Raw genomic sequence first — 26,637 nt, forward strand, 5'->3', positions numbered from 1 at the left:
AAAAACCCGGCCGAGGCCGGGTTTTTCATTGAAGCTTCAGGCCAATTACTTGGACTGGGCTTCTACCTGAGCTTCAACGCGACGGTTGATAGCGCGGCCTTCTTCGGTGGCGTTGTCGGCAACCGGACGGGTTTCGCCGTAGCCAACCGAGTCAACACGGCTGGATTCTACGCCGTACTGCTGGGTCAGAACCTGCTTCACAGCGTTGGCACGACGCTCGGACAGCTTCTGGTTGTAAGCGTCTGGGCCCACGGAGTCAGTGTGACCTTCAACCACGGTGGTGGTCTGTGGGTACTGCTTCATGAAGTCAGCCAGGTTCTTGATGTCGCCGTAGCTGTTTGGCTTGACGACCGACTTGTCGAAGTCGAACTTGACGTCCAGCTCAACGCGAACGACTTCGGCAACAGCCGGGCAGCCATCAGCGTCAACGGTAACGTTGGCTGGGGTGTCTGGGCACTTGTCGACGTTGTCGCAAACGCCGTCGTTGTCGGAGTCGGAGCACACTTCAGCGACTGGAGCAGGCGCTGCAGCAACTTTGCCACCGCTGCCACCGAAGTTCAGACCAACACCCACGACTGGGCCCCACTCGGTGTTGCCGTCGTCGATGTTGTAGTTGGCTTCAACGCCGGCACGGGCGAAGAACATGTCGGTGATGTACCACTTGGCGCCAGCGCCAACGTTGGCGAAGGTGGAGTGGTCACGGCCGTTACGAGTGGCCTGGCCCAGGCTCTCGTGCGCGAAACCAGCGGAAACGTACGGACGCAGAGCGTCGCCGACGGTACCGAAGTGGTAGGTAGCGTCCAGCTTGGCCTTGGAACCTTTGATGTCTTTGTTGAAGACTTCGCCACGAGCGTTGTGAGTCTCGTTGTAGCCCAGGTCCAGGGATACGTCGTCAGTCAGGAAGTAACCCAGACGAACACCAGGGTTGGTGCCGTCGTTCTTGAAGTTACGCTCGCTGTCGTAGTACTGCTTGGTCACGTTGCCTTCGACTTCGACTGCGCCTTGGCCTTGAGCCAAAACGCCGAACGAAGTAGCTGCGACGAGCGAGCCAATGGCCAAGCCCAAGGTGTTTTTCAATTTCATCCGTTAAATCCCCATCTGGTGATAGTTAAGCAGTCCCACCAACATCCGGGGGACAACTCGACGGCAAGTCTAGCAGAACTCGCCGATCCGTTAGAGATATTTACAAGGGACTAAGTTTCATCCAGACCTGCAAATTTCTCACGAAGCTTGTCTAGCGCGCGCTTGTAGCGCATTTTCGTTGCGCTCAAGCCCATGTGCATGATATCGGCGATTTCCTGAAATTCCAGTTCCGCGACAAAGCGCAGCACCAAAATTTCCCGATCGATCGGGTTCACATGCACCAGCCACTTGTCCAGCCCGCCTTTTTCTTCCGGTTTCGGAGCCTTCTCTTCGGACGCCTCTTCTATAGGGTCCAGGCTCAAGGCATCCATCAACCGGCGTTTACGACGCTCCTTGCGGTACTGGGTAATGCATTCGTTGTAGGTAATGCTGTAGAGCCAGGTCTTGAACTTGGACTTGCCCTCGAAGTTCTTCAGACCGTACAGCACTTTCAGCATCACTTCCTGACAGACATCATCAGCATCGCGGTCGTTCCCCAAATAACGCGCACAGACGTTGAACAGGGTCCGCTGGTAGCGCCGCATGAGCTCCTCATAGGCGCGGGTTACGTGATACAGCTCCTCATGCGAACGCGCCACCAACTCCTCGTCGGTGAGTTCGCGTGGGTCATAACGCATGGGCGGCGATTGAACTTTATTCAAAACGGATCTGGCCGACAGTCAGGTCAATGTCGCCGCTCAGCCCCATGGGGCGATTTTCGCGGCGGCATACATTAACAGCTTTTGTGCGGTTAGCGGCTACTGACTCGCTGCTCGAGGAGCACGCGATTGGACAGCGACACCAGTTCGCCATCATCGGTCAGCAGCGTCGTCTTGACCGTGCCGATCTCTTCGATCATGCCTTCAACCTCTCCAATCCGCACCTGCTGGCCGACCTGGTAGAGTTCGCGAACGTAGATACCGGCCAGGATCTGGCCGGCGATTTCGCGGCTGCCAAGGCCCATGGCAAGCGCAACGGCCAGACCAACGGTTATCAAACCAATGACGATCACGTGGTTGAGCAGGTCGGTCTTGACCTCGAGCTGGCTGATGGCCACCGATATGCTGATGATGATCACCAGGCCTTGGGTGATGCGGCCCAGGCCTGCGGAGTATTCCAGGCCGATACCTTCGGCAGCACCGCGCACCAGGCCATTGGCCACCTGCGCCAGCAGTACGCCGGCCAGCAGCACCAGGGCTGCACCAAACACCTTGGGCAGGTACAGGGCGAGCATGTCGAGCGTTGCCGACACGCGCTCCAGGCCCAGCGATTCAGCCGCCGAGACAAGGAAGATCAGCAACACGAACCAATAGACGATCTTGCCGATCAGGGTCGAGATCGGCACCTGAATGCCAACCCGGCCCAGCATCTTGGTCAGCCCGGTACCGGCCATCAGGCGGTCCAGGCCGAACTTGGCCAGAAGTTTGGAAAGCAGTGTGTCGAGCAGCTTGGCCACCACGAAACCAAGCAGCACCACGACCAGCGCGCCGAACAGGTTGGGGATGAAGTTAGCTACCTTGGTCCATAGAGCGGTCATCGCAGTGAGCAGGCTCTGGGTCCAGAGATTCAGTTCCATAGTCAATCGGCCTTATCTGCTTTGCTGCTTTTGGCAGCGTTGCGGGTAGAGTGTCGACGCACCGGCGCAACGTGCGCCGATCCATTGTTCACGGCGATCAGCAGCGCCTGGCTCCAGCGGCCAAGCAAGCTGAACAGATCACCGGCACCGACCTGGCGGTTGGCGGTTTTCAGCACGCGACCCAGGCACGCGGCGTCGTCTCGCTCCTCACCAGAGGGCGACGCGTTGAGCAGGTCACGCAGGGATTGTTCAAACGGATCGTGCATAGGCACCTCGCGCAGTGTCACTCAGAGACGAGATGGCCAGGCGATGGGTCACACATCGCCATGCGACGAATGTTTCAAGATGACTCGACACCTTCATACCCAACGCAACCGCCGGAACAACCACCACTGCCCCACTGCCAGGGCCAGCACGACAATGCAGGCCAACAGGAAACCATAGGGATTGCTCGCTCCCGGAATGCCACCGACGTTGATGCCCAGCAGGCCGGTGATGAAGCTCATGGGCAGGAAGATGCAGGTGATGATGCCGAAGCGGTACATGGTCCGGTTCATCCGCTCGCTGCGCCGGCGGTCTTCGCTTTCCAGCACCAGCGCTGCCCGCTCGCGGGTCAGTTCGAGTTCTTCAAGGTAGCGGATCAGGCTGTTGTTCAGCTCGTTCCAGTAATCGGCATCGGCATCGCAGAACCAACTCCACTTGCTGCGTGACAGCTGGGCGTAGATTTCCCGCTGTGGCGCCAGGAAGCGGCGCAACCCTGCGGCGCGGCGACGAATCTGCTGCAGGCTGCCATGCTCCGGGGTATACCGTTCGTCGGATTCGACCTTTTCTTCTTCGTCGTCGACCAGTTCCGAGAGGTCGCTGACCAGGCTCTGGACCTTCTCGGTCAGCAATTCGCCCATCAACAGCAACAGTTCAGACGCCGATTTCGGCCCCCTGCCCTCTTCCAGCTGCTGAAGGATTTCATCGCTGGCACGCAACGGCCGCAAGCGCAACGAGATGACCCGCTGCGCCTGGGCATGGATGCGCACCGAGACCATGTCCTCGGGCTCGGCGCCCGGGTTGAGGTTGACCCCACGCAGGAACAGCAGCAGCTGCTCCCCAGGTTGCGGCAACAACCGTGGCCGCGTGTTTTCCTCCAGCAGCAGGTCGCAGGCGAACTCGCTCAGGCCGCTGTCCTGCAACAGCCAGGTGCGGGTCTGCGGATGACTGCGGTCCCAGTGCAACCACAGGCTTTCCTGCGGCTGCAATTGCAAGCCGTCCAGCTCGGTCCGGGCGATCGAACGCGCGCCGCCTTTGCCATCGAGCACCAGGGCATGCACCAGCCCCCACTGCGCGTTGTCTTCCTCGAACATCAAAGCTCCATCAGCGCGTACTGCGCGTCACTCTGGCATTTTCAACGGGCTTGGCGAGATGATCACGCCATTGTTGTCAGCGTACAGGTACTCACCCGGGTGGAAGGTGACACCGGCAAAGGTCACGGCCACGTTGAGGTCGCCAATGCCGCGCTTGTCGGTCTTCATTGGATGGCTGGCCAAGGCCTGCACACCGACGTCGGTCTGGATCAACACGTCGACGTCACGCACGCAGCCATAGATCACCAAGCCTTCCCAGCCATTCTTGGCCGCCTTTTCCGCGAGCATGTCACCGAGCAGCGCACGGCGCAGCGACCCCCCCCCATCGATCACCAGGACCTTGCCCTTGCCATCGAGCTCGACCTGATCCTTGACCAGGGAGTTGTCTTCGAAGCACTTGATGGTGACGATCTGGCCACCGAAGGAATCGCGACCTCCGAAGTTGCTGAACATCGGTTCCAGCACCTGAACCAGGTCCGGGTAGGCGTCACACAGGTCGGGCGTTACGTAATGCTGCATGGGAAGCTCCTGTCAGTCACAACGAAAGCGGGTGTCGGCCAAGGCTACACCGTAGACGCTGTCGCAGTCATCCGGGACCGGGCAGTCAGTTGTGCTCAACCGATAGGGACAGGCTCGCGCACCACCGTCGACTCATGCACCGGCAACAGCGGATCGCGCAACCAGCGCTCCACCAGCGGCCAGACCTGCGCCTGCGCCGCCTTGCTTACAAGCATGTCGACATGCCCGAAGGCCTCGAAGCCCTCTTCACGGCCCAGCCGCAGGAACTGTTTGCGCTCGCCACCGAGCTGATCGAACAGCTTGCGGCAGGCCCAGACCGGGTCCTGGAAGTCCCCCGCGCCGGCCACCGCCAGCAACGGCACATCCACGTCGGCCAACCCCGCCCACCAGTCGTTCTGCTTGTCGCCAAAACGCCCGAACAGCCTATGCCAGCGCATGCTTTCGAGCGCCAGGCCGATCGGCTCGTCCTCCGGCCCACGCTTGAAACGCGGCCCGGAAATCTGCCCCCATCGTTTGAGCAGCAGTTTCACCCCCCAGGTCAGCGGCGGGACTTTAAGCGGCCAGTAGACCCGACTGATCTGGGTACCGAAAAGCGCGACACTGGCGGCTTGATCTGCCTTGAGAAAGCCGCCACCCAAGGCCGCCACCAAGGTGGTGCCACCCAAGGAGTGGCCGACCCAATGCGGCGACTGGCCAGACTGCTCGCGCACGAACGCCGCGATCAACGGCAGGTCGTCACGGGCATAGTCCGCCACGCTGTTGTGTTTCCAGTTGCGGTTACGCGGTGACAGGCCGTGGCCGCGCATCTCCGGGATCCACACGTCGAACCCGGCACGCGCCAGATGGGCCCCAAGGCCAATGCCCTTGGGCGAATACCAGAAGCGCCGGTTGGAGAAACTGCCATGCAGCAGAATCACCGGCACGCCCTGGGCCCGGCCCAGATCAGCCAGGCCCAGACGGGTAATGGCCAGCTCGACGGTGGGGTCAGGGCTGTTGCCGGCCTTGATCCGGTACACGTCTTCGCTGAGGTCACCGCGGCGCTCGGCACTGAGCAAGGCCACGGGAAAAAGGTTGCTGCTGCTTTGCATAAGGTTGCTTGGTGCACAAAAAAGGGCGGGATCCATCACTGGAACTCGCCCTGGAAATAACCAGGCGGGGGCGCGCCAGACGCGCCCCCCGCAACTTACCGCATCAGGCCGCGCCTTGGCCTTCAGCCAGGAAGAACCAAGTCTCGAGTACCGAGTCCGGGTTCAGCGACACGCTTTCGATGCCCTGCTCCATCAGCCACTTGGCCAGGTCCGGGTGGTCCGATGGGCCCTGGCCGCAGATGCCGATGTACTTGCCGGCCTTGTTGCACGCCTGGATGGCATTGGCCAGCAACTTTTTCACCGCAGGGTTACGCTCATCGAACAGGTGGGCGATGATGCCCGAGTCGCGGTCCAGGCCCAGGGTCAGCTGGGTCAGGTCGTTCGAACCGATCGAGAAGCCGTCGAAGTACTCGAGGAACTCTTCGGCGAGAATGGCGTTGGACGGCAGCTCGCACATCATGATCACGCGCAGGCCGTTGTCGCCGCGGGCAAGGCCATTTTCGGCGAGCAGGTCGACGACCTGGCTGGCTTCGCCCAAGGTACGCACGAACGGCACCATGATCTCGACGTTGGTCAGGCCCATTTCGTTGCGCACGCGCTTCAGCGCACGGCACTCGAGCTCGAAGCAGTCACGGAACGACTCGCTGATGTAGCGCGAGGCACCGCGGAAGCCCAGCATCGGGTTTTCTTCTTCCGGCTCGTACAGCTTGCCGCCGATGAGGTTGGCGTATTCGTTGGACTTGAAGTCCGACAGCCGCACGATGACCTTTTTCGGGTAGAAGGCCGCAGCCAGGGTGCTGATGCCTTCGACCAGCTTCTCGACATAGAAGCCGACCGGGTCGTCGTAACCGGCGATGCGCTTGTCGACGCTGTCCTTCAGCTCGGCTGGCAGGCCCGCGTAGTTCAGCAGCGCCTTGGGGTGCACGCCGATCATGCGGTTGATGATGAATTCCAGACGCGCCAGGCCTACACCCGCGTTCGGCAGCTGGGCGAAGTCGAAGGCGCGGTCCGGGTTGCCGACGTTCATCATGATCTTGAACGGCAGCTCCGGCATGGCGTCCACCGAGTTCTGCTTGACGTCGAAGCCCAGCTCGCCTTCGAAGATGAAGCCGGTATCGCCTTCGGCGCAGGAGACGGTTACGCCCTGGCCGTCTTTGAGCACCTGGGTCGCATTGCCGCAGCCGACCACGGCCGGGATACCCAGCTCACGAGCGATGATCGCCGCGTGGCAGGTACGGCCGCCACGGTTGGTGACGATGGCACTGGCGCGCTTCATGACCGGTTCCCAGTCCGGGTCAGTCATGTCGGAGACCAGCACGTCGCCCGGCTGCACCTTGTCCATCTCGGACACGTCGTTGATCACGCGGACCTTGCCGGCGCCGATGCGCTGGCCGATGGCGCGGCCTTCAACCAGCACGGTGCCCTTCTCTTTGAGCAGGTAACGTTCCATGACGTTGGCGCTGGCGCGGCTCTTCACGGTCTCAGGGCGGGCCTGGACGATGTACAGCTTGCCGTCGTCACCGTCCTTGGCCCATTCGATGTCCATCGGGCGCTGGTAGTGCTGCTCGATGATCATCGCCTGCTTGGCCAGCTCGTTGACTTCGTCGTCGCTCAGGCAGAAGCGCGCACGTTCGGCGCGCTCGACCTCGACGGTCTTGACCGAGCGACCGGCCTTGGCTTCGTCGCCATAGACCATCTTGATCGCCTTGCTGCCCAGGTTGCGACGCAGGATGGCCGGGCGGCCGGCCTCCAGGGTTTGTTTGTGTACGTAGAATTCGTCAGGGTTGACCGCACCCTGCACCACGGTTTCACCCAGGCCGTAGGCGCCGGTGATGAATACCACGTCACGGAAGCCCGATTCGGTGTCGAGGGTGAACATCACGCCGGCGGTGCCGGTTTCGGAACGGACCATGCGCTGCACGCCGGCGGACAGGGCCACCAGCTTGTGGTCGAAGCCCTGGTGCACGCGGTAGGCGATGGCGCGGTCGTTGAACAGCGAAGCGAACACTTCCTTGGCCGCGCGGATCACGTTGTCGACGCCACGGATGTTAAGGAAGGTTTCCTGCTGGCCGGCGAACGAGGCGTCCGGCAGGTCTTCGGCGGTGGCCGAGGAACGCACGGCCACGGCCATGTTGTCGTTGCCCTTGGACATCTCGGCGAAGGCGGTACGGATTTCCGAATCCAGACGCGCCGGGAATTCGGCCTCCATCACCCACTGACGGATCTGCGCGCCGGTCTTGGCCAGGGCGTTGACGTCATCCACGTCCAGTGCGTCGAGGGCGGCGTGAATCTGGTCGTTCAGGCCACTCTGTTCGAGAAAATCACGGTACGCCTGAGCCGTAGTGGCAAAGCCGCCCGGCACCGACACGCCGGCACCAGCGAGGTTACTGATCATCTCGCCGAGGGATGCGTTCTTGCCCCCCACATGCTCCACATCGTGGACGCCGAGCTTATCGAGGGAAACTACGTACTCTACCAAGGTGATCTCTCCACTAACTGTATTGGAAAAGCTCAAGGGCGCCCGCCTGCCTTCGTTGACTGGGCCGGACGCTTGTGGCCTGTACCTGGAAAATAGGTTCGCAAAATATGGCAGAATGGCGACAGCCGCATTCGGCAAACCGAACTTATCATATCCAAGAAACGTCATCAGCTTAAGGCCCAGATCGCAAATGAAACGAACCGCGTTCTTCATCTCCGATGGCACCGGCATCACTGCCGAAACTCTGGGTCAGAGCCTGCTCGCTCAATTCGAGAGCATTCCGTTCAATAAATTCACCCGTCCGTACATCGACAGCCCGGAAAAAGCGCGGACCATGGTGCAGCAGATCAACGCCGCCGCCGAGCGGGACGGCATGCGGCCGATCATCTTCGACACCATTGTCAACCAAGACATCCGTGAGATCCTGGCAACGTCGAACGGCTTCATGATCGACATCTTTTCTTCGTTTTTATCCCCGCTTGAACAGGAATTGACCGCCCATTCGTCGTATTCCGTGGGCAAATCGCACTCGATTGGTGGCAACTCCAACTACATGGAACGCATCGAGGCGGTGAACTTCGCCCTGGACAACGACGACGGCGCGCGCACCCACTACTACGACAAAGCCGACCTGATTCTGGTCGGCGTGTCGCGCTGCGGCAAAACCCCGACCTGCCTGTACATGGCCATGCAGTTCGGCATCCGGGCCGCCAACTACCCATTGACCGAGGACGACATGGAACGCCTGCAGCTGCCGGCGGTGCTGAAAAAGCACCACAGCAAACTGTTCGGCCTGACCATCGACCCCGACCGCCTGACCGCCATCCGCCACGAGCGCAAGCCCAACAGCCGCTATTCGAGCTTTGCCCAGTGCGAGTTCGAGGTGCGCGAGGTGGAGAACCTGTTCCGTCGCGAGAACATTCCCAACATCAACTCCACGCATTTTTCCGTGGAAGAGATTTCGGCGAAGATCCTGGTCGAGAAAGGCGTCGAGCGCAGATTCAAGTAAGCCGATACCGGCCTCTTCGCGGGGCAAGCCCGCTCCTACAGGGTCCGCGCTGTACCTGTAGGAGCGGGCTTGCCCCGCGAAGAGGCCGGTTCTGGCGGTACGAAAAAGCCCCGGCATCACTGCCGGGGCTTTCTCATTTCAGCGCCAGGATCAGGACGGCACCACCGCCGCCTGCCCGCTCAAAGCCAGGTCGACCAGCTCGCGGTTGGCCACCGCGTACATCGCATAGTCGGTGCCGGTGGCATTGCGCAGGTCGTCGAGCATGGCGCGCCAGCGCTCGACCATCACCCGGTGCTGTTCGGCCCACAGCGCCACACGGGCATCCATGTCATCCGGGGCATCGGCCATCTGCAGGACCGAGATGGTGATCGCCCGCTGCTGCAGGTCGATGTCGTCGCGGAACGCCTCGCGGGCCAGGGCCTGCCAGTTGTTTTCCACCGGCAGGTTGCTGATTTCCTGCAGGTACCAGGTCAGGTCCAGTGCACTGCCCACGGCGAAGAACGCCTTGGCCACCTGCGCCGGGTCATGGCCAGTCACGTCCGAAGCCTCGATGATCGGCAACAGGGTGTACAGGTGGGTGGTACCGGCCACCATGCGCGCCAGCAACTCCGGCACACCGGCGTCGACGAAGCTCTGGTAACGCACCATCCAGCGCTCGCGGGTCGGGCCTTCCAGCAGCTCGTCGAGCTTGAGACCCAGCTGGGCGATCTTCGGCCCGAAGTGCGCGCTGTCGCGCCCGGCATCCTGCTCGTTGCGCCGGCTGCGCAGGAACCAGCGGGTGGCGCGGCGGCCCAGGCGCATCAGCTCGTCCATCAGGGTCAGCTGGATTTCCGCTGGCACCTGATAGTCCAGCGCCTCGATCTGGCGGAACCAGTGCGGCAGGTGGAAGATGTCGCGCACGATCACATAGGCCCCAGCGACGTTGGCCGGGCTCATGCCGGTCGATTCCTTCAGACGCTGGACGAAGGTGATGCCCATGTTGTTGACCAGGTCGTTGGCGATCTGGGTGCTGACGATTTCGCGCTTCAGCCGGTGACGGCGCATGGCCTCGGCGAACTTGCTGACCAGCGACGGTGGGAAGGCGGTTTCCATGTCGCGGGTCAGGTAATCGTCGTCCGGCACCAGCGACTTGAGCAGCTGCTCCTTGAGGTCGATCTTGCTGTACGAGATCAGCACCGACAGTTCGGCGCGGGTCAGACCATGGCCGGCGGCCAGGCGCTCGGCCAACTGCTCTTCGGACGGCAGGAACTCGATGGCCCGATCCAGCTTGCCACGGCCTTCGAGGTCAGCCATCAGGCGCTTGTATTCGGCGATCCGCTCGCGGGCACGGCGGGCTGCCAGCGACAGCGCCTGGGTCTGCTTGTAGTTGTTGCCCAGCACCAGATTGCCCACTTCGTCGGTCATGCTGCCGAGCAACTGGTTGCGCTGCTTCTCGGTCATGTCGCCACCCTGCACCACTTCGTTGAGCAGGATCTTGATGTTGACCTCGTGGTCGGAGCAGTCCACGCCACCGGCGTTGTCGATGAAGTCGGTGTTGGTGGCGCCGCCGTTCAGACCGAACTCGACGCGGCCCAGCTGGGTCATGCCGAGGTTGCCGCCCTCGCCCACCACCTTGCAGCGCAGCTCATTGCCATTGACGCGCAGCGCGTCGTTGGCCTTGTCGCCGACATCGGCGTGGCTTTCGCTGCTGGCTTTGACGTAGGTGCCGATACCGCCGTTCCACAGCAGGTCGACCGGCGCCTTGAGCAGCGCGTGCAGCAGTTCGGTCGGGGTCAGGCGGTCGGCCTCGATGGCGAAGCGTTCCTTCATCTGCGGGCTGATGGCGATGCTTTTGGCACTGCGCGGGAAGATCCCGCCGCCTTCGGACATGATGCTGGCGTCGTAGTCGCTCCAGGCCGAGCGCGGCAGGTCGAACAGGCGCTTGCGCTCGGCGAAGCTGGTCGCCGGGTCCGGGTTCGGGTCGATGAAGATGTGCAGGTGGTTGAACGCCGCCACCAGTTGCAGCTTGTCGGACATCAGCAGGCCATTGCCGAACACGTCACCGGCCATGTCGCCGATGCCGATCACGGTGATCGGGTCCTGCTGCACATTGATGCCGCGCTCGCGGAAGTGGCGCTGCACGCCAACCCAGGCACCACGGGCGGTGATGCCCATCTTCTTGTGGTCATAACCGGCCGAGCCGCCCGAGGCGAACGCGTCGCCGAGCCAGAAGCCGTAGTCGATGGCAATGCCGTTGGCGATGTCGGAGAAGGTCGCGGTGCCCTTGTCGGCGGCCACCACCAGGTACGGGTCGTCGTCATCGTGGCGCACCACGTTGGCCGGCGGCACCACGCCACCGTCCTTGAGGTTGTCGGTGATGTCGAGCAGCCCGGAGATGAAGATGCGATAGCACGCCACGCCCTCGGCAGCGATCTCGTCGCGGGTACCGCCCAGCGGCAGCCGGCGCGGCAGGAAGCCACCCTTGGCACCGACCGGCACGATCACCGAGTTCTTCACCTGCTGGGCTTTCACCAGGCCCAGTACTTCGGTGCGGAAGTCTTCCTCGCGGTCCGACCAGCGCAGGCCGCCGCGGGCGACGTTGCCGAAGCGCAGGTGCACACCCTCGACCCGTGGCGAATAGACGAAGATCTCGAACTTCGGCACAGGCTTGGGCAGCTCGGGGATCAGCTTGGGGTTGAACTTGAAGCTGAAGTACGACTTGTTCTGGCCGTTGGCGTCCGGCTGGTAGAAGTTGGTGCGCAGGGTGGCCTTGATCAGGTCCAGGTAGCGGCGCAGGATGCGGTCCTCGTTAAGTACCTGGACATCGTCCAGTGCCGTGAGAATCGCCTGCTCCAGGCGCTGCTGCTTGTCGTCCAGGTCGTCGGTGGTGAGCTTGCGCGCCAGGTAGAAGCGGGTCTTGAACAACCGGGTCAGCTCGCGGGCGATGTCGGTGTGGTTGTTCAGGGTGCTGGCGATATAGCCGAGGTCGAAGCCCAGGCGGATCTGCTTGAGGTAGCGGGCATAGGCGCGCAGCAACGCCACGTCACGCCATGGCAGGCCGGCGGTGAGCACCAGACGGTTGAAGGCATCGTTCTCGGCGTCGCCCTTGACGATGTGGATGAAAGCATCCTGCAGGGTGTCGTTGAGCTGCTGGATGTCCAGGTCCAGGCCTTCGCTGTAGGTGAAGGCAAAATCGTGGATCCAGAACTCGCGCCCACTGGTATGGCGCAAGCGGTAAGGGAACTCGCCGAGCACGCGCAGGCCGAGGTTTTCCAGGATCGGCAGCACGTCCGACAGCGCCAGCGGGGTGTCGGCGTGGTACAGCTTGCAGTGCAGCAGGCGGTCGCCCAGGCGGGTCAGCGGCTGGTAGAAGCTCATCGCCAGTGGCTTGTTCTCGGACAACGCCACTACATGCTGCAGGTCGACCACGGCGGAATGCGCCGGGAAACGCTCGCGGTAGCCCGCCGGGAAGCCTTTGGGGAAGTCACCGAGGATGTTGGTGCCCTGGGCTTCGCCGAAGTTTTCGATGACCAGCGCCGAGTAGTCGTCCTGCCAAGAGCGGCAGGCCTGGATCACCTCGTTTTCCAGCTGCTGCGGATCGATGTCGATGCGGTTCTTCGGGTCGACCCGCAGGATCAGCTGCACGCGCGCCAGCACCGATTCGGAGAAGAAGGTCCAGAACTCGCAGTCGCTGGCCTTCAGGCGCTCCATCAGCACCTGCTGGATCTTCTGCCGCACTTCGGTGGAGTAGATCTCGCGCGGTACGTAGGCCAGGCAGTAGCAGAAGCGACCGTATGGGTCTTTGCGCAGGAACACGCGGATCTTGTTGCGCTCCTGGATCTGCACGATCGACATCACGGTGTTGAACAGTTCGTCGATCGGGGTCTGGAACAGGTCGTCGCGCGGCAGCACTTCGAGCACCTGGGCCAGCTCCTTGCCCAGGTGCGCCTTGGGATCGAAGCCGGAGCGGCGTTCGACTTCGGCGACCTTCACGCGGATGTACGGGATGGCATGCACGCTCTCGCCATACACCGACGAGGTGTACAGGCCCATGAAGCGGTGTTCCTTGATGACCTTGCCATCGGCATCCAGCTGGCGGATCGACACGTAGTCCGGATAGGCCGGGCGATGCACACGGCTGGGCAATGCGGCCTTGGCGAACGACAGCAGAAGCGGCTCGTTGAGGTAGGCCACGGCATAGTCTTCGATGCGCAGCTCTTCTGCCGTCAGCCCCACCCGCAGGCGGCGCGGCAAACCGAGGAACGACTGTTCGTCGTAGACCATCTGGCCGCCGGAGCTGTCGGCCTGAACGGTGAATTCTTCATAGCCGAGGAAGGTGAAGTGGTTGTCCAGCAGCCATTCGAGGAAGGCCTTGACCTCGCCCTTTTCATGCTGGACCGGGCCGTAGGCGGTGTTTTCCACCTCGGCGACGACTTCGCGCAGCTTGGCTTTCATCGGCTCGAAATCGGCCACTGCCACGCGCACTTCGGCCAGCACCTGTTCAAGCTCGCGGGTCAGCACCGTCAATTCGGCGACATTGGCGCAGCGATCGATCTCCAGGTACATCAGCGATTCATGGCGCACACCCTCGCCCTGGGTGCCCTTGGGCAGCAGTTCGAGCAGCTCGCCCTTGGCCCCCCGGCGCACACTCAGCACCGTGGTCTGCAGGGTGTGGATGCTGTAGCCGCGGCGGTTCAGCTCGGTGCGCACCGAGTCGACCAGGAACGGCAAGTCGTGGTGCAGCACTTCGACCACGGTATGGGTCGACTGCCAGCCATTGCGCTCGTAATCGGGGTTGTACACCCGCACTTGCGGGTATTCGGGGTCGAAGCGCTCAATGATGCGCCATGCCGACAGGGTGCAGCCGGCCAAGTCCGAAAGCCGGCGCTGGGTGAGTTCGTCCATCGAGATGATGCCGAAGAACTGCTCGGCGAATAGCGCCACTTGTGGCAGGGACTGTTCGCTGATGTGCTGCGCCAGGGCCGCTTGCAGTTGATGCTGGAAGTCGGCTTTGCTGGCTGCGGTGAAGAACGCCATCTGTGGTACTCCGCTTGGGCTTTGTAATAGTTGAAGCGTCGTGCATGTCCGCCATGTACGGATCAACGATAGCCAACCCATGGCAAGCCGGACGGTAAAAACCAGACGTTGAACGTGGCAGGCACGTTCAGGGCTCGCCGAAGCTTAACGACTGAGCGGTCATTACCGCTTGCGAGGCTGCGACAATTTCGGTCAAGGGCTGGCAACTTTACGTTTATGGATGTGTTCAAGGCTGTCAGAATTCCCTCTCATTTCCACAAACCCGAGCCGTTGCCATGCAAATCAAGACCGCCCTGCTGTTCGCCACCCCTTGCGACGACGAGGAAGACAACATGGCGACCTTGTGCTGCCACAGCGACAAGGGGCAGATGTTTCTGCTGACTCGTTATCCGGATGAAGACACTGTCGACCTGACCCTGGATGACGAGCCATCAACGCTGGATGGGCTGAAGGTGACCTTGAGTGCGCAACGCTTGCTGATCGAGGTGGCGGCCGGGGATCGTGATGCGCTGAAAGGCGATGAGGCGCTGGAGATCGTACTGACTTCGGCGGGGACCGACCTTGAGGAAGTGGCGCTGACCCTGAGGAACATCCTCGACGGCACCGGCACCTTCGTCAGCGAGCTCTGAGTCTTCCTGTTCCGGCCTCTTCGCGGGCACGCCCGCTCCCACAGGGATGGATTGCCACCGAACCTGTGGGAGCGGGAGTGCCCGTGAAAGGGCCGGGCCTGCCTCATAACCTGCTGAAACCATTGACACCCTGCCCCACCACAGGCATTGTCTGACAACCTGATAACTAGGCAACCGTTTCCATGCTAGAGCTCCAGCGCCCCGACACCTTGGTAGACCGGGTTGTCAGTGCCATCCGCGCCGAAATCGATTCCGGCCGTTTGGCCGCCGAATCGCGCCTGCCCACCGAACAGCAACTGGCCGAACAGCTGAACGTCAGCCGCTCGGTGGTGCGCGAGGCCGTGGCGCAGCTCAAGGCCGACGGCGTGCTCATCGCCCGTCGGGGGCTCGGTTCCTACATCTCGCAAACCCCAGCCGGCACCGTGTTCCGCTTCCCCGGCAGCCAGGGCCGCAAGCCGGACCTGGTGCAAATGTTCGAAATGCGCCTGTGGATCGAAACCCAGGCCGCCGCCATCGCCGCCCGCCGTCGCGATGAACAGGACCTGGCTCACATGGCCAAGGCCCTGAAGGAAATGCTCGACAAACGCAGCGACTTCGCCACCGCCTCGGCCGCCGACGTGGCCTTCCACAGGGCAATTGCCGAAGCCAGCAAGAACGATTACTTCGTGGCCTTCCACGATTTCCTCGGTGGCCAGCTGGCCAGCGCCCGGCGCACCGCCTGGGAAAACTCAGCCGCCCACTCGGTGGGTGGCTCGGCCGATGCCAACTGCGAACACCAAGCGCTGTATCAGGCTATTGCCGATGGCGACCGCCAGGCGGCCGCAGCCTGCGCCGAAGCGCACCTGCGCGCCTCGGCCAAGCGCCTGAAGATCGAACTCCCCGCCCTCGACTGACCCCGGAGATACCGACGCGGCCTGACGCGGGCCCTTTTACGCATCAATTAGTCTGACAACCTGATAAGCAGATCCACCGACAAGAACACCAAGGTACCCCTGCATGACCTACGACTACTGCATCATCGGCGGCGGCATCGTCGGCCTCGCCACCGCGATGGCCCTGCTCGAACAGCGCCCGGGCGCCTCCCTGCTGATCCTGGAAAAAGAAACCAGCCTGGGCCGCCACCAGACCGGCCACAACAGTGGCGTGATCCATGCGGGCATCTACTACGCACCGGGCAGCCTCAAGGCCGAACTGTGCAAGCGCGGCGCCCAGGCGACCAAGGACTTCTGCAGCGAACACGGCATCGCCTTCGAGGTGTGCGGCAAGCTGCTGGTGGCCTCCAATGACCTGGAAGTGCAGCGCATGCAAGCGCTGTACGAGCGCTCGCAGCAGAACGGCCTGAAGGTCGAGCGCCTGGACGCCGCCGCGCTGGCTGAACGTGAGCCGAACATCGTCGGCAAGGGCGCGCTGTTCCTCGATGCCACCGGCATCGTCGACTACACCCAGGTGTGCAACGCCATGGCCAAGGTGATCCGCCAGGCCGGTGGCGAGGTGCACCTGTCGACCCGGGTGAACGCTATCCAGGAATACCCCGACCACGTCGCCATCGCCACCGACAGCCACACCTGGCGCGCCCGCCAGCTGGTCGCCTGTGCTGGCCTGCAGTCGGACCGCCTGGCGCGCCTGGCCGGGGTGAAGATCGACCACCAGATCATCCCCTTCCGCGGCGAGTACTACCGCCTGCCGGCGAGCAAAAACCAGATCGTCAACCACCTGATCTACCCGATCCCCGACCCGGAGCTGCCGTTCCTCGGCGTGCACCTGACCCGCATGATCGACGGCAGCGTCACCGTCGGCCCGAATGCCGTGCTCGGCTTTGGCCGCGAGAACTACCGCAAGTTTTCGGTGAACTGGCGCGACGTGGCCGAGTACGCGAGCTTTCCGGGCTTCTGGAAAACTATCTGGAACAACCTCGGCTCCGGCACCACCGAGATGAAGAACTCGCTGTTCAAGCGCGGTTACCTGGAACAGTGCCGCAAGTACTGCCCGTCGCTGCAAGTGGAAGACCTGCTGCCCTATGAAGCCGGCATCCGCGCCCAGGCGGTGATGCGCAACGGCGCCTTGGTGCATGACTTCCTGTTCGCCGAGACCCCGCGCATGGTGCACGTCTGCAACGCACCGTCGCCGGCTGCCACCTCGGCCATTCCCATCGGCCAGATGATCGCCGAAAAGATCCTCAAGGCCCGCTGAAACCTGCCGCACCCACAACTACAAAGACAATAAGGAACCCTCATGTCGGTACACCAGGCGGCCCCGGCCGCGCACGAAACCCCACAACAGCAACGCCAGCGCCTGCGCAAGGTGGCGGCGGCGACCATCTTCGGCTCGATGCTGGAGTGGTACGACTTCTACCTTTACGCGACCATGGCGGCGATCGTGTTCTCGAAGATCTTCTTCGATGCCAGCAACCCGGCGGTAGCCTCGCTGCTGGCCTTCTCCACCTTTGCCATCGGCTTCATCGCCCGCCCCTTCGGCGGCATCCTGTTCGGCTACCTGGGCGACCGCTTCGGGCGCAAGCATGTGCTGGTGATCACCTTCTGCATGATGGGTGTGTGCACGGCGCTGATCGGGCTGATTCCGAGCTATGCGAGCATCGGCATCTGGGCACCGATCCTGCTGGTGGTGATCCGCATCATTCAGGGCCTGGGTGCCGGTGCCGAACTGTCCGGCGCGGCAGTCACCTCCTATGAACACGCCAGCGAAGGCAAGCGCGGCAGCCAGGGCGCCTGGCCGGCGCTGGGGCTGAACCTGGGCCTGCTGCTGTCGTCGCTCACGGTGTATCTGCTGACCATGAACGGCAACGAATTCCTGCTCGCCGGCGGCTGGCGCATCCCGTTCATCGCCAGCATCGCCCTGGTGGCGATCGGCCTGTGGGTGCGCAAGAGCATCCCCGAGACACCGGATTTCAAGGAGCTGGACAAGGCCGACAGCAGCAAGCCGCAGGTGTCGCCGCTGAAGCTGCTGTTCAGGAACGACCTCAAGGGCCTGGCCGTGGTGTTCTTCGTGGCCATCGGCTACAACGCCCTGAGCTACATCTTCAAGACCTTCTCGCTGGCCTACCTGACCCAGTTCAAGGGCGTCGAAGCGCATGTCACCTCACTGTCGGTGACCATCGCCAGCTTGGTGGCGATCTTCGCCGTGCCGTTCTTCGGCTGGCTGTGCGACCGCTGGAGCAGCAAGACCGTGCTGATGCTCGGCGGGGTACTGTCGGCCCTGTTCGCCTACCCGTTCCTGCAGCTGCTGAGCACCGGTGAGCCGACCCAGATCTACATCGCCATCGCGATCGGCACCGGCATCCTCGCACCGATGATGTTCGCCCCGCAGGGTTCGTTTCTCAGTCGTCAGTTCCCGACCCAGACACGCTCGTCCGGCTTTGGTACCGGTCGCGAGATCGGCACGGCGGTGGCCGGCGGCTTGGCGCCACTGGGCGGGCTGGCCCTGGTGGCCAGTTCGGCAACCCATTCCACCGATGGCGTGGCGCTGATCCTGGCGATTGCCGGGGTGCTGGTGGTGGTGTTCGCCCTGTGCGACCAGGGCCGCAAGCACTCCAGCGCGAAGAACTGAAGCCGGCTCCTGCCTCATCGCCAGACCGGCGATGAGGCAGGCCCCGTCGGCGCAATCCTTCAGCCAACAGGGTTGTCATGCACCACCCGCCCACCCTGCGCCGGCCGGTCGACAAACAGCGTATCCAGCCCACTGCTGTGCAATCCCTTCAATGCGTTCCAGTGTGCCGAGGCATGTATGTACCTTGTTTGCAACAACGTCTCTTGCTCAGCAGACAACCCCGCACCGCCGTTCAGCACGTGATCGTGCAGCGTGCCGCTGACGCCCTGCAACTCCTCCGGCACCCTGTGAGCCTCGACATCGCCCACTGGCAGAAAAGGCACGCCATTGCGCAGCCCCAGTTCACGCATGATGCTCAGGTAGACCCGCGACAAATGGCCACTCACTTGGCGCTCCCGGTAAGCCGCCGCGTACACGTGTTTCTGCACCTCGTCCCGCTGCGCCCTGCCCCCATTGGCGGGCACCTCCCAGGTCAACACCCGCGGCAACGGTTCGCCAAAGTCGGCGAGCGAAGCACTGGCCTTGGCATAGGCCTGGGTTCGTTCGGCTGGCGTTGCCTGCGTCACCTGGTTCGAAAAGGGTCTGCTCAACAACACCTGCTCTTGCATCGACTCCGGATAGCCACCGCCGATATCGGCATGCACGCCAGGCACGATGATGTCGTTGCAGCTACGCACCAGGGCAAAATTGTGCCGATGCTCATCCCTGGCCACCAACTGCACCACTTGCCGGGCAATGCTTGCGGGCAACCCGAGGCGCAGGTCACCTTGGTGCCCATCGGCGGGGTCGAAATGACCGCGCAGGGGGTCGACGATGGCAGCCACCGTGTCGAACAGGCCGATGAAGTTAATCGCGCGCGCCCGTTGCAGCTCGGCCGGCAGGTCCTCTTCGGTGCCCAGTTGGTTGGCCAGATGCCTGGCAGCGGCCGCACCGCGACTGAAACCGAACAGGTCGAACTCGACCCGCTCGGGCACTGCCAGCAGGCGCAACTGCTCGGCGACCCCCGTCAAAGCCTGGGACACACGCGCTTGCACACCCGTTGCGCCTCTGCCGGTTGCTTGCGCATACAGCGAATCTGGCGCCCCCGTGGTGGTACCGACGCCTTCTACATACAGTTTGATGAACTGCTGGGCACCCACTTGCCCTTGCGGGTAAAGCCCATGCAAGAGTGCGATGTTGCTGGGAGGCTGAGTGGCATTGCCCTGATTGTTGCCTGTACCGTCAAAGAAGATACCCACCCGCACACCGCTGTATTGCTTGCCCATGGTCGTATTCCTGTTCGCTCTGGAGGCGACAGAAAACGACAAACAGCCCACGGGCAACATCAGCCAACCCCGCAATGCCTGCGTGCAGATTTCGACGCGGCACCGCGGATAGATTAAAGTATCCCCCCCTGCCAGGCTGCCCGCACCCTGGCGCAAATCCAGGAACCGCCGCCGATGGAACACCGTGAAGCGCTGATCGCGCTACGCACCTTTCTTTCCTCTCAGATCCTAGGCCAGGAGAAGCTGGTCGAGCGGCTGTTGATCGTGCTGTTGGCCGACGGCCACATGCTGGTCGAAGGTGCACCGGGCCTGGCCAAGACCAAGGCCATCAAAGAGCTGGCCGAAGGTATCGAGGCGCAGTTCCATCGCATCCAGTTCACCCCCGATCTGCTCCCGGCCGACATCACCGGCACCGAGATCTATCGCCCGGAAACCGGCAGCTTCGTGTTCCAGCAGGGGCCGATTTTCCACAATCTGGTGCTGGCCGACGAAATCAACCGTGCCCCGGCCAAGGTGCAATCGGCATTGCTCGAAGCCATGGCCGAGCGCCAGGTCAGCGTGGGCCGCAGTACCTACGACCTGTCACCGCTGTTCCTGGTAATGGCCACGCAGAACCCGATCGAGCAGGAAGGCACCTACCCGCTGCCCGAAGCCCAGCTCGACCGTTTCCTGATGCATGTGAAGATCGGCTTCCCCGATGCCGCCGTCGAGCGCCGCATCCTGGCCCAGGCCCGTGGCGAAGCGCTGGGCGGCGAAGTGAAACCCGAGCGCCGGGTCAGCCAGCAGGCGATCTTTGCCGCGCGCAAGGAAATCCTCGGCCTGTACATGGCCGACGCCGTGGAGGAATACCTGGTGCAGTTGGTCATGGCCACCCGCACCCCGGCAAAGTTCGACGCCGAGCTGGCCGACTGGATCGCCTATGGTGCCAGCCCGCGCGGCTCGATCGCCCTCGACCGCTGCGCCCGTGCCCATGCCTGGCTGGCCGGGCGCGACTTCGTCAGCCCCGAAGACATCCAGGCGGTGCTGTTCGACGTGCTGCGCCACCGCATCATCCTGTCGTTCGAAGCCGAAGCGGCGGGGATCGACCAGGACCGCGTGGTCCAGCGCATCCTCGACGTCGTGGCCGTCGCCTGACCCATGCCCACCGCGCCGCAGGCCGAACCCGGCATCCGCATCGGCCTCGCCGAACTGATCGACATGCGCCACCGCGTGCGCGAAATCCAGTTGTTTTCCCGCCCCGGTCAGCGCAGCCCGCTGGTTGGCCTGCACCATTCCAAGCTGCGCGGGCGTGGCGTGGATTTCGACCAGGTGCGCGTGTACCAGGCCGGTGACGATGTGCGCAACATCGACTGGCGCGTGACCGCACGTACCCAGGAGCCGCACACCAAGCTGTTCCATGAAGAGCGCGAACGGCCGATCTTCATCCTCGTCGAACAGAGCCAGCGCCTGTTCTTTGGCTCGGGGCTGATGTTCAAGTCGGTGCTCGCGGCCGAAGCCGCCGCGCTGTTCGGCTGGGCCGCCCTGGGCCACAACGACCGCATCGGCGGCCTGGTGTTCGGCGACAACGAGCACCACGAGATCAAACCTCGGCGCAGCAAGCAAAGCCTGCTGCAGCTGCTTAACCGCCTGGCCAAGGTCAACCAGGCCTTGCACACCGAAGCCGCGCCCCAGACCGACAGCCTCGGCCTGGCCCTGCGCCGCGCCCGCGAAGTGCTGCGCCCCGGCAGCCTGGCCATCGTCATCTGCGATGAACGCTCGCTCAGCGCCCAGGCCGAGCAACACCTGGCCATGCTCTCGCGCCATTGCGACCTGCTGCTGATGCCGGTGTCCGACCCGCTCGACCACGCGCTGCCCGCTGCCGGCCTGCTGCGCTTCGCCCAGCGCGGCGCCCAGCTGGAGCTCGATACCCTAGACGCCAACCTGCGCCAGGCCTACCGTCAACAGGCCGAAGCGCGCATCGAACGCTGGGAGCTGATGGCGCAGAAGCTGCGCGTGGTACTGATGCCGCTGAGCACCCAGAGCGAGATGATCGAACAACTGCGCGAATACCTGAACGCCCAACGCCCCGGGAGCGGTCAATGAACCCGCTGGACCAGCTGCAACCGCTGATCGCACCGCCGGCGATCGGCCTGTGGCCGCCGGCGCCGGGCTGGTGGCTGCTGCTCGCACTGCTGCCGCTGCTGGCCTGGGGCCTGTGGCGGGTGCGCCGCTGGCGCCCGGGCAAACGCCCGGTGGTGCGTGCCGAGCTGCCGCTCGACCCGGTGCGCCTGGAAGCCCTGGCCGAGCTTGCCCGCCTGCCCCGCCCCTACGACGGCGCGCCGGCCGGCGCCTGGCTGCAGCAGATCAACGCCCTGCTCAAGCGCCTGTGCCGCAACCACTACCCGGGCGCCAACAGCCATACCTTGAACGGCCGCCAGTGGCTGGCCTTTCTCGACAACCGCTGCCCCGCCGCCGGCCTGACCCGCTGGATGGTGCTGGTCGAAGGCGCCTACAAGCCCGAATGCAAGCTCGACGACAAGGCCATCGCCGGGCTCAGCCAGGCGGTCGAAACCTGGATTCGCAAACATGTTTGAACTGGCCTGGCCGTGGATCTTCGCGCTGCTGCCGCTGCCGTGGCTGGCGCGCCTGCTGCTGCCGGCCGCCGACAGCGGCGAGCCAGTGCTCAAGGTTGGCTTCCTCGACGAACTGGAAGGCCTGGCCGGGCGCCGTGCACGCCTGAACCTGCCGACCCTGCGCCAACAAGCGCCCTATATGGTGATCTGGCTGTTGCTGCTGCTGGCCGCCGCGCGCCCGCAATGGCTTGGCGAACCGGTGCCGGTGGCCTCCAGTGGCCGCGACCTGCTGGTCGCGGTGGATGTCTCGGGCTCGATGGACTTCCCCGACATGCAGTGGAAGGACGAAGACATCAGCCGCCTCGACCTGGTCAAGGCATTGCTCGGCGACTTCCTGCAGGACCGCCAAGGCGATCGTGTTGGCTTGATCCTGTTCGGCAGCCAGGCCTACCTGCAGGCGCCGCTGACCTTCGACCGGCGCACCGTGCGCACCTTTCTCGACGAGGCGCAGATCGGCATCGCCGGCAAGAACACCGCCATTGGTGATGCCATCGGCCTGGCGGTCAAGCGCCTGCGCCAACGCCCGGCGCAAAGCCGGGTGCTGGTACTGGTCACCGATGGCGCCAACAACGGCGGGCAGATCCACCCACTGACCGCCGCCCGCCTGGCCGCCCAGGAAGGCGTGCGCATCTACACCATCGGCATTGGCGCAAACCCCGAGGCCAGCGGCACGCCCGGGCTGCTCGGCCTGAACCCGAGCCTGGACCTCGACGAAGCGTCACTCAAAGAAATTGCCGACATCACCCATGGCGCCTACTTCCGCGCCCACGACGGCGCCGAACTGAATGCCATTGGCGACACCCTTGACCAGCTTGAACCAGTGGCCCAGCAACCAACCCAGGCGCGTACCGCCAAGGCCCTGTATGCCTGGCCGCTGGCCTTGGCCCTGCTGCTCAGCGTGCTGCTGGTGGTGGCGGCGCAATGGCCCGACAACCTGCTGCACAAGGTGCTGCGCAAACCGCGATTCCTGCAGCCCCATCCGGAATGGCGCCAGCGCCTGAAACGCCTGCGCCTGAGGAAACGGCGATGATCGATCTCTGGCCCCAATGGCTGCGCCCGCTCTGGCTGCTGGTGGTACCCCTGCTCGCCTGGCTGCTGTTCAAGCTGTGGCACCGGCGCAAGCGCGCCGGGCGCTGGCAGATGATCCTGCCACCGGCCTTCCACCCGGTGTTGCTTGGCGGCGGTAGCGGCAGCAACAGCAAGCTGCCGTGGGTGGCCCTGGGCCTGGCCTGGTTGCTGGTGGTCCTGGCCCTGCTCGGGCCGAGCTGGCAACGCCTGGAAGAAACCCGCCAGCGCCCGGCCGACCCGCTGGTGATCCTGCTCGAACTGACCCCGCAGATGCTCGCCGAGGACGTTGCCCCCAACCGCCTGGAACAGGCCCGGCGCAAGATCCTCGACCTGCTCGAACACCGCCACGACAGCCAGACCGCACTGATCGTCTATGCCGGCAGTGCACACACCCTGGTGCCGCTCTCGGATGACCTGGGTACCACGCGCAACCTGCTGGAAGCCATCGACCCGTCGATCATGCCCAAACCCGGCCAGCGCGCCGACCTGGCCGTGCAGAAAGGCCTGGCCCTGCTGGCCCAGAGCGGCCTCGGCCAGGGCCGTCTGCTGCTGGTCGGTTCGGCCCTGAGCGCACCGGAACGCCAGGGCATCACCCAGGCCCTCGGCCGCCAGGGCCCAAGCCTGCTGATGCTCGGCATCGGCACCAGCGACGGCGCGCCGGTACGCCAGGCCAATGGTGAATTCCTCAAGGATGACCAAGGTGGCATCCTCCTGCCACGCCTCGACAGCGCCAGCCTCAAGGCTTTCATCAATGGCACCGGTGGGCGCTACCGCCACGCCCGCATCGACGACCTCGACCTGCGCGGCCTGGGCCTGTTCGACAACCCCCGCCATCTGCGCGATGCCGGCCAGACCCTGCAACTGGACAGCTGGGCCGACCAGGGTTACTGGCTGTTGCTGCCGCTGTTGCTGCTGGCCGCCTGTGCCGGGCGCCGCGGCTGGCTATTCTGCCTGCCACTGCTGGTGGTCCTGCCACAACCCAGCCAGGCGTTCGAATTCAACGACCTATGGCTGCGCCCCGACCAACAGGGCCAGATGCTGCTGCGCAAGCAGCACCCGGCAGACGCCGCCCGGCACTTCCAGAACCCGCAGTGGCGCGGCATGGCGCTGTACCAGGCGGGCGACTACGCCGGTGCCGCCGAGGCCTTCGCCCAGGGCGACAGCGCCGCAGACCACTACAATCGAGGCAATGCCCTGGCCCGCAGCGGCGAGCTGGAAGCGGCGGTGGATGCCTACGAGCAGGCCCTGGAGCGCCAGCCCGACTTGCAACCGGCGCTGGCCAACCAGGCGCTGGTACAGCAGTTGCTGCAGCAACGCGAAGCCCAGGCGGAAGAAAAACCGGCCGACAGCGACGCCCAAGGCAGCCCCGGCAGTGAAACCGAGGGCAACAGCAGCTCGGCCAGCAGCCCCGCGCAAGGGACGCCCGGCAGTGATGAACAGGCCAACGCCGAAAAACCCGGTGAAGGTAGCAGCAACAGCCAGGCGGCGCCTGGCAACCAGGGGGGCGATGACGACAGCATCACCCAGCCGCCGCAGCGCCCGGTATCGACCAGCCTCGATGCCGAACAGCGCCAAGCCCTGGAACAATGGCTGCGCGAGATCCCCGACAACCCGGCGGAACTGTTGCGGCGCAAATTCTGGTATGAACAGCAATTGCATCAGGAAAAAACACGATGAGTCGCTTCGGCGTCTTTGTACTCGGCCTGTTCTGGGCCGTCATGGCCCAGGCCCTCCCCACGCTGCAGGCCAGCGTCGACCGCACACGCCTGGAGGCCGGCGAAACCCTTGAGCTGACCCTCGAAAGCCAGGACGTGACCCAGTTCGGCAAACCCGACCTGCACACCCTGGACAACGACTTCGAAGTGCGCGGCACGCGCCAGCTGAACAGCCTGCACACCCTCGACGGCGAAACCCGCGCCAGCACCCGCTGGATCATCACCCTGCTGCCCCGGCGCAGCGGCAGCCTGCGCATCCCCGAGCTGCAGCTGGGCCAGTCGCGCAGCCAGGCCATCGACCTGCAAGTGCTGCAGGCCGACGGCAGCCGCCCGGAAGTCGCTTCGCAGGTGTTCGTCGAGGCGACCCTGGACCGCAACGCGGTGTACGTCCAGGCCCAGGCCGTGCTGACCCTGCGCATCTACCATTCGGTGTCGCTGTACGACGACAGCAGCCTGAGTCCGCTGCAGCTGGAGAACGCCAAGGTCGAGCCGCTGGGTGAGTCGCGCACCTATGAGAAGGAAATCAACGGCGTGCGCCACGGGGTGATCGAAACCCGCTACGCGGTGTACCCGCAGCAGAGCGGCGACCTGGACATCCCGCCGCTGACCTTCACCGCCACCGCCGCCGACAATGGTCAGCAACCCGCTGGCACCACCCGGGTCGGCCGCCAGGTGCAGGTCAGTTCATTGCCGCTGCGCCTGACCGTGCGCCCGATCCCGGCCGACTGGCCCGCCAACGTCCCCTGGCTGCCGGCACGTGACCTGACCCTGGAAGAACACTGGAACCCCGACCCGGCCAGCCAGCAGCCACAGATCGGCGACTCGCTGACGCGCAGCATCACCCTGCGCGCCGAAGGCCTGTCGAGCACCCAGCTGCCGCAGCTGCCCGCCACCGAGATTGTCGGCCTGCGCCGCTACCCGGACCAGCCGGTACTGCGCAACGAGATCAACGAACGCGGCATGACCGCCAACCGCGAAGAACGTGAAGCGCTGGTGCCGACCCACAGCGGCAACCTGGCACTGCCGGCGCTGGAAGTCACCTGGTGGAACACCCGCGAAGACCACCTGGAGCACAGCAGCCTGCCGGCGCGCACGCTGGACGTGCAGGACAACCCGGCCCTGAGCGCCGACAGCCCGGTTGGCGAACTTGGCAGTGCGAATCAGCTGCTCTGGCCCTGGCAGCTGGCTACCCTGGTGCTTGCATTGACCACGGTGCTGGGGTTCGCCCTGTGGTGGCGTGCCCGCTCGCAACCGGCGGTGCTGCGTGCTGCGCAGAACGGGCCGAGCCCGCGTACCTTGCTGGATGACCTCAAGCGCGCGTGCCAGGCCAACGACCCGCAGGCTACGCGCCAGGCGCTGGACGCTTGGGCGCGGCAGCAGCCGGAGACCCTGGCCGAGATGGCGGCGCGGTTCGTGCCGCTGTCGGATGCGCTGGATGGGTTGAACGGGGCGCTGTATAGCGAGAGTGGGCAGTATTGGCAGGGGGAGGATCTGTGGCGGGCCATTGGGACGATTCCGCCGGCGGAGCAGGTGTTGTTGCCTGCGGGCGAGAGTGGGAGCTTGCCGCCGCTTTATCCGAAGTGACGGGTGTGGCTCGCAGGTGCATGCCTTCAAATGTTC

Annotated in this window: 21 protein-coding genes; 11 read left to right on the top strand and 10 right to left on the bottom strand. The window is 64.0% G+C overall.

The features are described 5' to 3' along the window. Nucleotides 1-45: 45 nt before the first annotated feature. The 8 genes from APH28_RS06230 to ppsA form a co-directional block, all read right to left on the bottom strand. A complete protein-coding gene (locus APH28_RS06230; RefSeq protein WP_060508104.1) occupies nucleotides 46-1,083 on the bottom strand; it encodes an OmpA family protein in 1,038 nt (345 codons plus the stop codon). Between the two features lie 110 nt (nucleotides 1,084-1,193). Further along, nucleotides 1,194-1,760, bottom strand: a complete 567-nt coding sequence (sigX, locus tag APH28_RS06235) for an RNA polymerase sigma factor SigX (RefSeq protein ID WP_060508105.1) — start codon at nucleotides 1,758-1,760, stop codon at nucleotides 1,194-1,196. Nucleotides 1,761-1,873: 113 nt separating this feature from the next. After that, on the bottom strand, nucleotides 1,874-2,698 hold the full coding sequence (locus tag APH28_RS06240; RefSeq protein ID WP_060508106.1) for a mechanosensitive ion channel domain-containing protein: 825 nt from the start codon (nucleotides 2,696-2,698) through the stop codon (nucleotides 1,874-1,876). Between the two features lie 2 nt (nucleotides 2,699-2,700). Beyond that, on the bottom strand, nucleotides 2,701-2,964 hold the full coding sequence (locus tag APH28_RS06245) for a hypothetical protein (protein ID WP_060508107.1): 264 nt from the start codon (nucleotides 2,962-2,964) through the stop codon (nucleotides 2,701-2,703). A gap of 93 nt (nucleotides 2,965-3,057) precedes the next feature. Further along, complete coding sequence (locus tag APH28_RS06250) at nucleotides 3,058-4,053, bottom strand: zinc transporter ZntB (protein WP_060508108.1); 996 nt, start codon at nucleotides 4,051-4,053, stop codon at nucleotides 3,058-3,060. Between the two features lie 27 nt (nucleotides 4,054-4,080). Next, nucleotides 4,081-4,572, bottom strand: a complete 492-nt coding sequence (rraA, locus tag APH28_RS06255) for a ribonuclease E activity regulator RraA (RefSeq protein ID WP_060508109.1) — start codon at nucleotides 4,570-4,572, stop codon at nucleotides 4,081-4,083. Nucleotides 4,573-4,667: 95 nt separating this feature from the next. Further along, nucleotides 4,668-5,660, bottom strand: coding sequence for an alpha/beta fold hydrolase (locus tag APH28_RS06260; protein WP_256248661.1), 993 nt, complete (start codon nucleotides 5,658-5,660; stop codon nucleotides 4,668-4,670). A 103-nt stretch (nucleotides 5,661-5,763) separates the two neighbouring features. Continuing rightward, nucleotides 5,764-8,139, bottom strand: coding sequence for a phosphoenolpyruvate synthase (gene ppsA, locus APH28_RS06265; RefSeq protein WP_060508111.1), 2,376 nt, complete (start codon nucleotides 8,137-8,139; stop codon nucleotides 5,764-5,766). Between the two features lie 190 nt (nucleotides 8,140-8,329). On the opposite strand from ppsA, the gene APH28_RS06270 reads away from it, so the two are divergent. Beyond that, nucleotides 8,330-9,148, top strand: a complete 819-nt coding sequence (locus APH28_RS06270; protein WP_054885785.1) for a pyruvate, water dikinase regulatory protein — start codon at nucleotides 8,330-8,332, stop codon at nucleotides 9,146-9,148. A 150-nt stretch (nucleotides 9,149-9,298) separates the two neighbouring features. On the opposite strand, the gene APH28_RS06275 is transcribed toward APH28_RS06270, so the two are convergent. Continuing rightward, nucleotides 9,299-14,164 (bottom strand): NAD-glutamate dehydrogenase, encoded by a 4,866-nt coding sequence (locus tag APH28_RS06275; RefSeq protein WP_060508112.1) that lies wholly within the window; start codon nucleotides 14,162-14,164, stop codon nucleotides 9,299-9,301. A gap of 275 nt (nucleotides 14,165-14,439) precedes the next feature. On the opposite strand from APH28_RS06275, the gene APH28_RS06280 reads away from it, so the two are divergent. The 4 genes from APH28_RS06280 (at nucleotide 14,440) to APH28_RS06295 (ending at nucleotide 18,357) form a co-directional block, all read left to right on the top strand. Beyond that, nucleotides 14,440-14,793, top strand: coding sequence for a hypothetical protein (locus APH28_RS06280; RefSeq protein WP_060508113.1), 354 nt, complete (start codon nucleotides 14,440-14,442; stop codon nucleotides 14,791-14,793). Nucleotides 14,794-14,975: 182 nt separating this feature from the next. After that, nucleotides 14,976-15,686, top strand: a complete 711-nt coding sequence (locus tag APH28_RS06285; RefSeq protein WP_060508114.1) for a FadR/GntR family transcriptional regulator — start codon at nucleotides 14,976-14,978, stop codon at nucleotides 15,684-15,686. Between the two features lie 103 nt (nucleotides 15,687-15,789). Next, complete coding sequence (gene lhgO / locus APH28_RS06290) at nucleotides 15,790-16,983, top strand: L-2-hydroxyglutarate oxidase (protein ID WP_060508115.1); 1,194 nt, start codon at nucleotides 15,790-15,792, stop codon at nucleotides 16,981-16,983. Between the two features lie 42 nt (nucleotides 16,984-17,025). Further along, nucleotides 17,026-18,357, top strand: a complete 1,332-nt coding sequence (locus tag APH28_RS06295) for an MFS transporter (RefSeq protein ID WP_060508116.1) — start codon at nucleotides 17,026-17,028, stop codon at nucleotides 18,355-18,357. 59 nt (nucleotides 18,358-18,416) lie between these two features. Here APH28_RS06295 and APH28_RS06300 read toward each other — a convergent pair whose 3' ends face one another. Further along, complete coding sequence (locus APH28_RS06300; RefSeq protein ID WP_060508117.1) at nucleotides 18,417-19,622, bottom strand: DUF2235 domain-containing protein; 1,206 nt, start codon at nucleotides 19,620-19,622, stop codon at nucleotides 18,417-18,419. 174 nt (nucleotides 19,623-19,796) lie between these two features. Between APH28_RS06300 and APH28_RS06305 the strand changes: the two genes are divergently transcribed. From APH28_RS06305 to APH28_RS06330, 6 genes are read left to right on the top strand one after another with little or no spacing between them, the layout of a single operon-like run. Beyond that, entirely contained in the window at nucleotides 19,797-20,756 is a 960-nt protein-coding gene (locus APH28_RS06305) for a MoxR family ATPase (RefSeq protein WP_027919334.1), read from the top strand. A gap of 3 nt (nucleotides 20,757-20,759) precedes the next feature. Next, nucleotides 20,760-21,704: a DUF58 domain-containing protein gene (locus APH28_RS06310; RefSeq protein WP_060508118.1), complete on the top strand. Its 945-nt coding sequence runs from the start codon at nucleotides 20,760-20,762 to the stop codon at nucleotides 21,702-21,704. Further along, nucleotides 21,701-22,195: a DUF4381 domain-containing protein gene (locus APH28_RS06315; protein ID WP_060508119.1), complete on the top strand. Its 495-nt coding sequence runs from the start codon at nucleotides 21,701-21,703 to the stop codon at nucleotides 22,193-22,195. The genes APH28_RS06310 and APH28_RS06315 overlap by 4 nt, the downstream gene beginning before the upstream one ends. Then, entirely contained in the window at nucleotides 22,188-23,264 is a 1,077-nt protein-coding gene (locus APH28_RS06320) for a VWA domain-containing protein (RefSeq protein WP_060508120.1), read from the top strand. Before APH28_RS06315 ends, APH28_RS06320 begins: the two co-directional genes overlap by 8 nt. Further along, nucleotides 23,261-24,979 carry a tetratricopeptide repeat protein gene (locus APH28_RS06325; protein ID WP_060508121.1) on the top strand — a complete coding sequence of 573 codons (1,719 nt, stop codon included), beginning with the start codon at nucleotides 23,261-23,263 and terminating at the stop codon, nucleotides 24,977-24,979. Before APH28_RS06320 ends, APH28_RS06325 begins: the two co-directional genes overlap by 4 nt. Next, complete coding sequence (locus tag APH28_RS06330) at nucleotides 24,976-26,601, top strand: BatD family protein (protein ID WP_060508122.1); 1,626 nt, start codon at nucleotides 24,976-24,978, stop codon at nucleotides 26,599-26,601. The genes APH28_RS06325 and APH28_RS06330 overlap by 4 nt, the downstream gene beginning before the upstream one ends. Nucleotides 26,602-26,637 lie beyond the last annotated feature (36 nt).

The sequence above is a fragment of the Pseudomonas sp. NBRC 111124 genome (assembly GCF_001320245.1).
Taxonomy (GTDB): Bacteria; Pseudomonadota; Gammaproteobacteria; order Pseudomonadales; family Pseudomonadaceae; genus Aquipseudomonas.

Bases quoted from the DNA above. Each gene is read 5' to 3' on its own strand.
- APH28_RS06270 (WP_054885785.1), top strand. From the start codon at position 8,330: ATGAAACGAACCGCGTTCTTCATCTCCGATGGCACCGGCATCACTGCC.
- APH28_RS06310 (WP_060508118.1), top strand. From the start codon at position 20,760: ATGCCCACCGCGCCGCAGGCCGAACCCGGCATCCGCATCGGCCTCGCC.
- APH28_RS06320 (WP_060508120.1), top strand. From the start codon at position 22,188: ATGTTTGAACTGGCCTGGCCGTGGATCTTCGCGCTGCTGCCGCTGCCG.
- APH28_RS06260 (WP_256248661.1), bottom strand. From the start codon at position 5,660: ATGCAAAGCAGCAGCAACCTTTTTCCCGTGGCCTTGCTCAGTGCCGAG.
- APH28_RS06330 (WP_060508122.1), top strand. From the start codon at position 24,976: ATGAGTCGCTTCGGCGTCTTTGTACTCGGCCTGTTCTGGGCCGTCATG.
- APH28_RS06230 (WP_060508104.1), bottom strand. From the start codon at position 1,083: ATGAAATTGAAAAACACCTTGGGCTTGGCCATTGGCTCGCTCGTCGCA.
- APH28_RS06245 (WP_060508107.1), bottom strand. From the start codon at position 2,964: ATGCACGATCCGTTTGAACAATCCCTGCGTGACCTGCTCAACGCGTCG.
- rraA (WP_060508109.1), bottom strand. From the start codon at position 4,572: ATGCAGCATTACGTAACGCCCGACCTGTGTGACGCCTACCCGGACCTG.
- APH28_RS06300 (WP_060508117.1), bottom strand. From the start codon at position 19,622: ATGGGCAAGCAATACAGCGGTGTGCGGGTGGGTATCTTCTTTGACGGT.
- sigX (WP_060508105.1), bottom strand. From the start codon at position 1,760: ATGCGTTATGACCCACGCGAACTCACCGACGAGGAGTTGGTGGCGCGT.
- APH28_RS06280 (WP_060508113.1), top strand. From the start codon at position 14,440: ATGCAAATCAAGACCGCCCTGCTGTTCGCCACCCCTTGCGACGACGAG.
- lhgO (WP_060508115.1), top strand. From the start codon at position 15,790: ATGACCTACGACTACTGCATCATCGGCGGCGGCATCGTCGGCCTCGCC.
- APH28_RS06305 (WP_027919334.1), top strand. From the start codon at position 19,797: ATGGAACACCGTGAAGCGCTGATCGCGCTACGCACCTTTCTTTCCTCT.
- APH28_RS06250 (WP_060508108.1), bottom strand. From the start codon at position 4,053: ATGTTCGAGGAAGACAACGCGCAGTGGGGGCTGGTGCATGCCCTGGTG.
- APH28_RS06275 (WP_060508112.1), bottom strand. From the start codon at position 14,164: ATGGCGTTCTTCACCGCAGCCAGCAAAGCCGACTTCCAGCATCAACTG.
- APH28_RS06285 (WP_060508114.1), top strand. From the start codon at position 14,976: ATGCTAGAGCTCCAGCGCCCCGACACCTTGGTAGACCGGGTTGTCAGT.
- APH28_RS06315 (WP_060508119.1), top strand. From the start codon at position 21,701: ATGAACCCGCTGGACCAGCTGCAACCGCTGATCGCACCGCCGGCGATC.
- APH28_RS06295 (WP_060508116.1), top strand. From the start codon at position 17,026: ATGTCGGTACACCAGGCGGCCCCGGCCGCGCACGAAACCCCACAACAG.
- APH28_RS06325 (WP_060508121.1), top strand. From the start codon at position 23,261: ATGATCGATCTCTGGCCCCAATGGCTGCGCCCGCTCTGGCTGCTGGTG.
- APH28_RS06240 (WP_060508106.1), bottom strand. From the start codon at position 2,698: ATGGAACTGAATCTCTGGACCCAGAGCCTGCTCACTGCGATGACCGCT.